The organism is Rhodococcus sp. C26F (genome assembly GCF_053345925.1).
In genome coordinates this window covers 66,723-74,825 of sequence record NZ_JBKFBA010000030.1, presented here as the reverse complement: position 1 = coordinate 74,825, position 8,103 = coordinate 66,723, and the positions used below count along the sequence as shown (strand labels likewise).

Below are 8,103 nucleotides of genomic sequence, written 5' to 3'. Positions count from 1 at the left end.
CATGAACGGTGTGCCAGGCGCACCGGTACTCGGCGGCGACGGCAGCGACCGAGCGATCCTCGTCGAGGACGGCGGCGGCCATCATCGTCTTCGCCCGCGGGGTGATGCGGGCGCGGGCCGGGATGCCCGGCACCGACTCGGTGAACACCTTGCGATCACAGACTCTATTGGTGCACAACCATTTCCGTTTCCGCCATTCGAGCACGGGGCGGTCCGGACCGATCTGCACATCCCGGGGATGGGTGGTGACCCAGCCCTTCGATCGGGTCGATATCTGCCCGCATTGTGGGCACACGCCGGCCCACCTCGGGTCGGTGCCGAGCCGGACGATCCGGTTGCCGTCGTCGATGCGCTGCACCGACTCGACGACGATGCCGTCGAGATCGAGCAGCAGTGAGCCACTACTGTGGAGCATGCCCGCGTTCCTTGCTGGTCTGGTTGCCTGAAGAACACCCAGCTCACAAGGGCGCGGGCCCTTTTTCAATCACCGACACGGCACGGGGTCGGACAGCATCACGCCCCTGCAAAGTGCGTAGAGCCGGATTTCATCTGCGGGTCGATCTCGACAGTCGGTCGATCCAGTGCATTCCACCGGAGAGCCAACCTGGCTCAGTAACGCCAATTCCTCTTGAGTTCCGGATCGAGCCCTACGCCGCCGAGAAGTTCGATGTGTATGCCGAAGCAGGGGACGAGCCCCTGATATGGCACTTGGAACTCGACTTCGTGATCGACGGGAGGCTAATAACCAAAAAGGTGATGCAGCCTTCTGGCGAGCGATTTACGACATTCCCGATGTCCTACGACAACGCTCGCACCTTCTACACCTCGCCCACCGGATGGATTGAGGCGACGTCCTAACTCGCATCCGGAGGCGATAGCTTAGCGTCGGACAGCGATGCCTCGCCCACGTAATCGAGAGACAAGGGGATCCCTAGAGCAACTGCGTGGCTTCATTGTGTGATGCCCTTCACGTACCCGACCGGACTTGCGGGCAGCCTCTACTTCGGCCTGGTGATCAAGTTCTCCTCCTGATCGAGTTTACGTGTGAAAATCAGCGCATGGGATCAGAAGCAGTCTTGGCGGCTGACATCGGGGACAGCTCCGTCTTGTGGAGCGTGCTTGTGGGGAGCATCGGGATTGTCGCAAGTACCGGGCTTATTTCTTCAGCATTTGGGTTCATCACCCAATCACGAAAGCAGCGGACAGAAGAAGCACGCCAGATCGATTCCCTGCGAGAGGCCTGGTGGGGCACAGAAAGTCTTGGTACCGAGGGCCTCAAGCAAGCCGAGGTGTCTTCCGATCAAGTCGACGAGGTGGAAGCAGGAGGTGTCCCACCAGACCACGTACGAGACATGCGTCTTCGCACTTCGACGTCATATAAGGTGCTCACCGACCACTACTCAAATGCGCTAAGTCAGAGTCGGATGTACGCCTACCTCTCCTACTTCGTAGGACTTCTAGGTTTCATAATCATGATCGTCGGCGTTGTCATGGTGTATGGGGGCTCGCTGGACTCCGGCATCCTTGCGGCGGTCGTCGGCGCCGTGGTCGAGGGTGCTGCGGCTCTCGTGTTCTCACAAGCGCGGAAAGCGAAAGGCGATTCGCAGCAGAACTTGCAGCTCCTAGCGGACACGGTGCAGCAGGACAACAATCGGGAATCTGCGCTGCTTCTCGTTGCTTTAATCGAAGATCCGGCAGAGCGAGATCGGGCACTAGCCGACCTTGCCCGGCAGGCGATGGCGTCCGCCACCGCTATTAGTCGAGCACCAGCTGCTACCTCTGAGGTGAATGGAGGCATTTCCACGGTGGTTCCGAGTGGGCCGCTTCCGCGCTCGGATGTGTTCCCGGCCGACCGTGCCACCGCGTGATCGAGTAATCACGTGATGACATGGCTCTGCCTGGAGTCGAGTAGTCGAGGAGTCGAGTAGTCGAGTAGTCGAGTAGTCGAAGGAGCCCCAGGTCAACGGCCTGGGGTGTCTTCGTGCGAGAGGACGTCCACACGTGGTCACGTGGGTCACGTATAGCTGTATAGCTGAACAGGGGCTAGCCCCCTGAGCTGAACAGCGAACCTCCTACGGGTGCAATGAGGTTGGGGACGATGGTGCACATCTTGCTCGGTCGGATTCCGAGTGTCTGCCACTCCTCGGGGAGGATCTTGAGCTTGCCCGAGGATGCTTCGCCGTTGAGTTGGTACGAGTACCAGCCGTCGGTTTCCGACGCGTACCCCTCGGGGTTGCGGACGACCCGCAACACCGCTTCGGCCTCGATGTCGACCACGTCGGCCTCGTCGATGTCTCCGGCCGCGATCTTGTCGGCCAGATCGGGGATCCGTCGAACGATCATGCGTTCGACCTGTTCGAGTCGGCGCTCGATCAACGCCAGTACCTCGGGCTCGGGTTCCCTGGCCCATAGCGTGATTACGTCAGCCGCTTCGGCATATGCCATGTGAGTGCCTTTCGGTAGAAGTCGGCAGCCGATAGACCGGCTGCGTTCATTACGGGAGTGGCCAGCTCGTGGCCGTGGTGGGCGTGACTGAGCCAGTCGACGATGTTGCGTCTCAGCGCCTGGTAGTCGCTGGGGGTACGTAGACCCTCGAGAGACCGGAGATCGTCCGGGAGAACGGCAGCCAGAGCCTCCGGGCTCTGGGATTTCGGCTTGCAATTACGTCGCCTGGTGGGCGACATCCCGGTTCCTCGGGGCATGACTAGTCCTCCTCTGCGGGTGCGAAGTTGAGTCGGGCGAGGAGCTGAGCGAGTAGCGCCCGCTGAACGCGGACTTCGGAGATCAGCGGGTGGATGACCATCTGGCCGGCACTTCCCCTGACGGTCAGCGGCTCGTTGACAGTCGCCCGGTCCAGCTCGGAGATGGTGTCGGATACACGGCAGGCGTGGGCGAGGATCTCCAGCTTGGCTGGTTCGTTGTCGAGGTCGTACTCGTCCAGGACGGTTCTCCAGAGTTTCTGGCCTGCCGACCGGAAACCCTTCGGCATTCGTGGCCGCATAGGCGTTTCAACTCCTCTATCTGAAGTAGGAAATAGGCCCTGAGCAGGGCATCTGATGAAAAAATCAGGTTCTGAAAACCTCACACGATGGCTCAGACGTATAACCACCCGGTCCAAGATGGGCCCAGGGGGATCCCCCCTGGGTGCACCTTGTGGCACTCTTACGCGGGTTGGAATGAGGTAAACGACGAGGTGGACATGGAACTCGGTCTTGTACTGACGTTGATAGGACTCGCCGTGACCATCGGCGCCGCCCTATTGGGATGGCTCGTAGGCCGCCGTGGTCGTCAGCGGCCTGACCTCCGAGCGGCAACCGACTTCGACATCATCATAAAGTCCGAAGATGGCATCCTCGACCGATTGCATATGGACTTTGACGGCAACAAGATCCGGAGCGTAAGTCGAACGCGAATTGCGATATGGAATGCCCGCGGGGACACCGTGAGAGGGTCGGACATTCTGCCGACAGATAAGTTGCGCCTGCAACTTGATTCTAACGACCTGGCCCTACACGTCCGACTCATCTCGATGAGTCGAGAACAGATTGATGTCAAGTGTAAAATTGATCCTGACGATCCTACAGCGGTGGTTCTGTCTTTCGATTTCCTGGATGCGTCTGACGGCTTTGTAGTGGAACTTCTTCACGGGAGTCCCACGCCAGCAAAATTGGTTGGCACTATACGGGGCGCTGCTGTGCCCAGCGGAAAGTCGGCCAGGCTCGCTCCAGGAGACCTCGATGCGGTCGCCGCGAGGTGGTTCTCTCGGATTGTTATAGCTGGTTCTCCAATTACCGCAATGAATTTCGTCATGATGGGCATCGGCTGGTTCCTAGTATACGAACTCGCTTCAGATGTATTCGGTAAGCCTGAGTATGTAGATGCTTCAGGATATGACTTGACCACCCTGGAAGGCCAGAAATCTTTTTCCAAAGCGGTACGTGAGGCTGGGAATACCTCGATTCAGGGGGAGATTTGGATGATGCCTTTGATGGCCTTCATTATTATTGGCGCGCTGGCGGCAACTTACTTCACATATGCGATGCACTATAAGGCGGCGATACCGAGGTCAATAGTTAGGATACGTCCCGAGTCGAGTACAGGTGACGTGGATGAAGTGACGCCATCCTGACTGCTTGTGAAGGCAATGAAGGGTCGTCCCACTCTGGTGGGACGACCCTTCACTTTGTGTTAGTTGCGAATTAGTCGAATTCGACTAATTCGCGTCGTACAGGCGCACGATGCCAGCCGGGTTGGCGAACCCGAACCCGACGCGGGAGGTAGCGCGGAGCTGGGTCGCGTCGGAGTCGAACGACGCACTGCCGTCGGCCACGATGGTCGTTCCCAGGCGGCGGACCGTGCGGATCTGGCGCTTGTCCAAGCCCCAAGCGTTGCCGGGCGCGACAGCGCGGGAGACGTACACCGGAACACCAGCCAGGCGGACACCGTCGTCGACAGTCTCCAGCAGGCCAGCATTCGATCCACTGGCGGTCTTGACCTTCGCCAGCGTGTTGGCGACATCAGGGGCGAGCACGAAGTGCGTCAGCTCGGCGTTGTTGTTGAACGCCTCCAACTTCGCGTCGTGGAACGGATCCAGGTTGATGAACGCGCCAGCGTCGACCACCTGAGCATCCGCCAGCAACAGCAGGCCGCTCGGGCCGTTCGTGACGGTGTCACCGAAGAACGCGCCATCGATTCGCTTGGCGAGGCTGCGCCCGAGGCCCTTGGCGGTCTCGTCCAGAACCTCGGGGTCGGAGTCCATGACGGACTCGTTGGAGAGTTCGACACGGCCAGCGACCTTGGTCGGGGTCACCACAAGCTCGTCGGTCTCAGGATCCGTCAACGGAATGACGCCCTTCTCCGGCACCCAGCCGGTCGCGGCGTCGTCGACCAGGATCGGGAACCGGATGGTGTGCTTGTCGGTGTTCGTCACGGTCGCGACCAGGAACGCGATGGACTCGGCATCCACTACCAGATCGATTGCCTTGCCATAATCCTCGGGGGTCCAGGCATTGGCGAGGTTGGAATTCAGAACGGTCACGTGTCCTCCTGTGGACATGAGAAAGGCCCCTGGCGCATCGCCAGAGGCCCGAATTGATGTTGGAAGTCACCGAGCCACAAGCTCGGATCCCGTTGCCTCGCAGAGGCTTTATCGCTCCACTGCCGCCACGGACGACGTGCAGAGCGGGAGTTCAGTTACCGGCGGGCCGACCAGGGATCAGCGACGGTGCCCTTGATCATCGCGGCGAGCGATGGTTCTCCAGGCTTCGGTTTGCCGCCTCCGGTGCCCTGGGTCGGGTCGAACGCGGGAGCGTTTTTCCGCAGACCGGGACGCTCGGTCAGGACGGCGACGACATCAGCCGCTACCTTCTCGGGGTCGACATTGCCGTCGTCGTCGAGGTAGTCCGCCAGCTCGTTGCCCGAGAGCGAGAAGAGGTCGCCAGGCATCGCCAGATGCTCGCCAGCGACTCGTTCGACCTCAGCGCGCTGCATCCGTTCGATACGAGCCTGAGCGGCGGTCAGCTCCTGGCGACTGGCGTCGCGTTCGATGCGATATCGGTCCCTGGCTTCCCTGAGACCCTGGAAAGTATCGGGGGTAACCGAGGCGGAATCGGTAGAAAGTCCGTCAGCGTTGCCCCCAGGGCCAGGGCTAGGAACGGGGACAGGGACAGGGGTGTTTTGGTTCTGCATATCTCTCCTATTGGTAATGCATAGGCCCCGTTGTTGACGGGGCCGGGTTGGGGGATGACGTCAGCTCGACCACGGATCAGGGACCCGGTGGGATGCAGTTGCAGGTTCGAGCAGACGTGTAACTCGCTTCTCGCGGGCGGCTGCCTCGGCTCGCCATGCGGGCTCGCTGGCGAACGGGTCGGTCATGGATGACCGGGCCAGCGGTTGCAGACCGACAGGGCGGTTCGCCTCCTCGGATGTCTCGAGGACATCCGCAGATGCAGGTTCAGCGTCTGGCCCGGCCTGCCTACTTGTGGCCGGCCGATCCTCTGCAGTTGCCTCTGGATCCGCAACCGCAAGAGACCGGCCCCCATGGCCGGTCTCGTCCTGATCAGCACTTGCATTACTGGAATGCACTTCTGGTGCATTCCTGGGTTCCATTTCTATGGTGCTGGTCTGGCCAGCACGTGGGGTGCTGGTTTCACCGGCACTTAGGTGCTGGCCTCGCAAGCACGTCTGCTTAGAACGTGCTGGTTTCATGAGCACGTCTCCTGCCTCGCGTAGCTCCTGAACCTCGTCCGGGGTGAACCGGCGGTTGGTCATCTGCAGGTGCCACCGCTCCCAGGCGGTGCGAAGCTTGCCGCTCTCGCCGATGATCTGGTGGATCTCTCGAACCAACCAGCCGCGCTCCTCCAGCTCGACCAGAGCCTTACCTACGGTCCCTCGGTTCATTCCGAGGTCCTCCGCAACGGCTGCGGCCGACTGCTGCCACCTCTCGTCATGGGACCAGACGTACAGGGCCACCGACCGGGCTGTGTACGAGAGCTTGCCGTCACGGGCAAGCTCCATAGGGATTCCTGCGTACAACTGGCCTCCGTTAGGTCCGTGGGCTCCGCGCTTGCCGTGGTGCCGAACCAGGTTTCGACTAGGCATTGCGACCGGCCTCCAGCTTGGCGATGCGCTGTTCGGCAGCTCGGAGGTGCAGACGATATGTCTTGCAGTCAGATCGCAATTGCTTGATGGTGCGCTGCCAACCCAGAGGCAGGTCGGTGAGCTTCTCCATCCTCCGCAGCTTGGCGCGGTCCTGGCGCAGATGCTTGATGTGCTCTTGCCAGTACTCGGGGAGGTCGGTGTACGCGGGAGGTGTCATGTGGGTTCCTTCCTAAGGTGATGTCTCGCCGCCTGGGCGATGTGGGTGTAGATGAGGCCCCAACGGGCCTCGTGATGGGTAGATCAATCGGGGTATGTGTCGAACGCCCCGGCTGCGTATGCCTCAGCCAGTTGCTGGGCTACCTCGGCTGGATCGACGGGTACGCCGTCGTGCTGGAACTGGACGCCTGCGTTCTCGAAGGCGCGGACGACGGTCCAAGCTGCTGACTTGGCGATCCGTCGGCGCTTCTCGTCATCGGCCTTGCACCTGCGGCAGTGCCCCTGGGTGTCGCGGTCGGCGCGAGTGCGGGTGTCGTGCCCCCGAGGGCACTGGTTTGTAGCGGCGGGCATAGTGCCCTCCTTTCGTATGCGGGTACGTACCAAATCAAAGAAAAAGGGTCAGAACGTATTTGATGTTCTGACCAGAAGATGGGGAATGCTCCCCGGCCTACCCTCATAGGCCGGGGAGCGGATCAAGCAACTCCCCTCCACGGGGAGGGGACGGTTACCAGCCGTCCCTATCCGCTGACGGATCAGCGGCTTACCGAGGAATGGCCAACCTCGGGAAGTTCAGGCGGTCGGTAGGGAGAGAGTCGCCGACCGACCGACCTCCGACGGGCGGGGGCTCGTCGGGATGCGAACGAGCACCGACCCCACCGGGGCTCAAGCTCGCACGTTCAAGGGATGTCTTTTCCCTGTGCGAACAATAGTAGAAATACGGAACACATTTTTAGGCTTCCCTAAGCGAGGTAACTCACATTTGGGACGGTTCTGATCCAGGATCCACGCGGCTCGCTGGCCGAGGTGCTCCACGACCCCTTCGGCCTACCCGGCTGCGGGGGCTCCATGCCTCGGGCACGGAACTGCTCAAGCTGGACTTCCTTCCGACTCTTGCGTAACGCCGCCATCCTCTGTTTCGCACCGGCATTGTGTGCCACGTGCCGCGCTTCGCTGCACCCTGTGCAGTACTTCGGCCACCGACCGGTGTCGGTGCTTCCGTCCTTCTTGTCCGCGATGTACCGGCGAGTGTGGACGAGGCCGCCGCAGTCAGCGCACGGGCCGTAGTAGACGCGGAATCCCCAGAACTGGACCCAGGTTCCGCCGGTCGACTTCACCTCTTGCCTGACCACATGGTTCGGGTTCTCGCGTCGCCACTTGTCGACGTGGTTCGGCACCGACTTGGCGGCTGCGTTGCTCAGCGGGCGGACGAACTGGATGCCCGATGCCGAGGTCTCAACCTCGCCGAACAGGCAAGAGTCGATGTCGTTGGACAATTCTTTGTTCTCC

General features: G+C 61.1%; 10 protein-coding genes and 1 pseudogene. 2 read left to right on the top strand and 9 right to left on the bottom strand.

The genetic code is table 11. From position 1 onward, the window contains the following. A pseudogene (locus ACLBYD_RS23215) lies at window positions 1-462 on the bottom strand (transposase family protein); the annotation flags it as partial. Between the two features lie 596 nt (window positions 463-1,058). Here ACLBYD_RS23215 and ACLBYD_RS23210 point away from each other — a divergent pair. Next, window positions 1,059-1,868 carry a TRADD-N-associated membrane domain-containing protein gene (locus tag ACLBYD_RS23210; RefSeq protein ID WP_447818313.1) on the top strand — a complete coding sequence of 270 codons (810 nt, stop codon included), beginning with the start codon at window positions 1,059-1,061 and terminating at the stop codon, window positions 1,866-1,868. 175 nt (window positions 1,869-2,043) lie between these two features. Here ACLBYD_RS23210 and ACLBYD_RS23205 read toward each other — a convergent pair whose 3' ends face one another. Further along, window positions 2,044-2,445 (bottom strand): Gp19/Gp15/Gp42 family protein, encoded by a 402-nt coding sequence (locus tag ACLBYD_RS23205; protein ID WP_447818312.1) that lies wholly within the window; start codon window positions 2,443-2,445, stop codon window positions 2,044-2,046. A 259-nt stretch (window positions 2,446-2,704) separates the two neighbouring features. Continuing rightward, entirely contained in the window at window positions 2,705-2,989 is a 285-nt protein-coding gene (locus ACLBYD_RS23200; protein WP_447818311.1) for a hypothetical protein, read from the bottom strand. Between the two features lie 210 nt (window positions 2,990-3,199). Here ACLBYD_RS23200 and ACLBYD_RS23195 point away from each other — a divergent pair, with 210 nt between their 5' ends. After that, window positions 3,200-4,129 carry a hypothetical protein gene (locus ACLBYD_RS23195; protein ID WP_447818310.1) on the top strand — a complete coding sequence of 310 codons (930 nt, stop codon included), beginning with the start codon at window positions 3,200-3,202 and terminating at the stop codon, window positions 4,127-4,129. Between the two features lie 84 nt (window positions 4,130-4,213). On the opposite strand, the gene ACLBYD_RS23190 is transcribed toward ACLBYD_RS23195, so the two are convergent. From ACLBYD_RS23190 to ACLBYD_RS23165, 6 genes are all read right to left on the bottom strand, one after another. Continuing rightward, window positions 4,214-5,038: a phage major capsid protein gene (locus ACLBYD_RS23190; protein ID WP_447818309.1), complete on the bottom strand. Its 825-nt coding sequence runs from the start codon at window positions 5,036-5,038 to the stop codon at window positions 4,214-4,216. A gap of 155 nt (window positions 5,039-5,193) precedes the next feature. Beyond that, window positions 5,194-5,445, bottom strand: coding sequence for a hypothetical protein (locus ACLBYD_RS23185; RefSeq protein WP_447818308.1), 252 nt, complete (start codon window positions 5,443-5,445; stop codon window positions 5,194-5,196). A 303-nt stretch (window positions 5,446-5,748) separates the two neighbouring features. Next, window positions 5,749-6,516, bottom strand: coding sequence for a helix-turn-helix domain-containing protein (locus ACLBYD_RS23180; RefSeq protein WP_447818307.1), 768 nt, complete (start codon window positions 6,514-6,516; stop codon window positions 5,749-5,751). A gap of 76 nt (window positions 6,517-6,592) precedes the next feature. Continuing rightward, the gene (locus ACLBYD_RS23175; RefSeq protein ID WP_447818306.1) at window positions 6,593-6,817 is read right to left on the bottom strand and encodes a hypothetical protein; all 225 of its coding nucleotides are present in this window, start codon (window positions 6,815-6,817) and stop codon (window positions 6,593-6,595) included. An 83-nt stretch (window positions 6,818-6,900) separates the two neighbouring features. Continuing rightward, window positions 6,901-7,167 carry a hypothetical protein gene (locus tag ACLBYD_RS23170; RefSeq protein ID WP_447818305.1) on the bottom strand — a complete coding sequence of 89 codons (267 nt, stop codon included), beginning with the start codon at window positions 7,165-7,167 and terminating at the stop codon, window positions 6,901-6,903. A 389-nt stretch (window positions 7,168-7,556) separates the two neighbouring features. Then, a complete protein-coding gene (locus ACLBYD_RS23165) occupies window positions 7,557-8,090 on the bottom strand; it encodes a hypothetical protein (protein WP_447818304.1) in 534 nt (177 codons plus the stop codon). Window positions 8,091-8,103: the final 13 nt, after the last annotated feature.

Excerpts from the sequence above, each read along its gene's own strand:
- ACLBYD_RS23180 (WP_447818307.1), bottom strand. The coding sequence starts at position 6,516 with ATGGAGCTTGCCCGTGACGGCAAGCTCTCGTACACAGCCCGGTCGGTG.
- ACLBYD_RS23210 (WP_447818313.1), top strand. The coding sequence starts at position 1,059 with ATGGGATCAGAAGCAGTCTTGGCGGCTGACATCGGGGACAGCTCCGTC.
- ACLBYD_RS23170 (WP_447818305.1), bottom strand. The coding sequence starts at position 7,167 with ATGCCCGCCGCTACAAACCAGTGCCCTCGGGGGCACGACACCCGCACT.
- ACLBYD_RS23185 (WP_447818308.1), bottom strand. The coding sequence starts at position 5,445 with ATGCCTGGCGACCTCTTCTCGCTCTCGGGCAACGAGCTGGCGGACTAC.
- ACLBYD_RS23200 (WP_447818311.1), bottom strand. The coding sequence starts at position 2,989 with ATGCCGAAGGGTTTCCGGTCGGCAGGCCAGAAACTCTGGAGAACCGTC.
- ACLBYD_RS23205 (WP_447818312.1), bottom strand. The coding sequence starts at position 2,445 with ATGGCATATGCCGAAGCGGCTGACGTAATCACGCTATGGGCCAGGGAA.
- ACLBYD_RS23195 (WP_447818310.1), top strand. The coding sequence starts at position 3,200 with ATGGAACTCGGTCTTGTACTGACGTTGATAGGACTCGCCGTGACCATC.
- ACLBYD_RS23175 (WP_447818306.1), bottom strand. The coding sequence starts at position 6,817 with ATGACACCTCCCGCGTACACCGACCTCCCCGAGTACTGGCAAGAGCAC.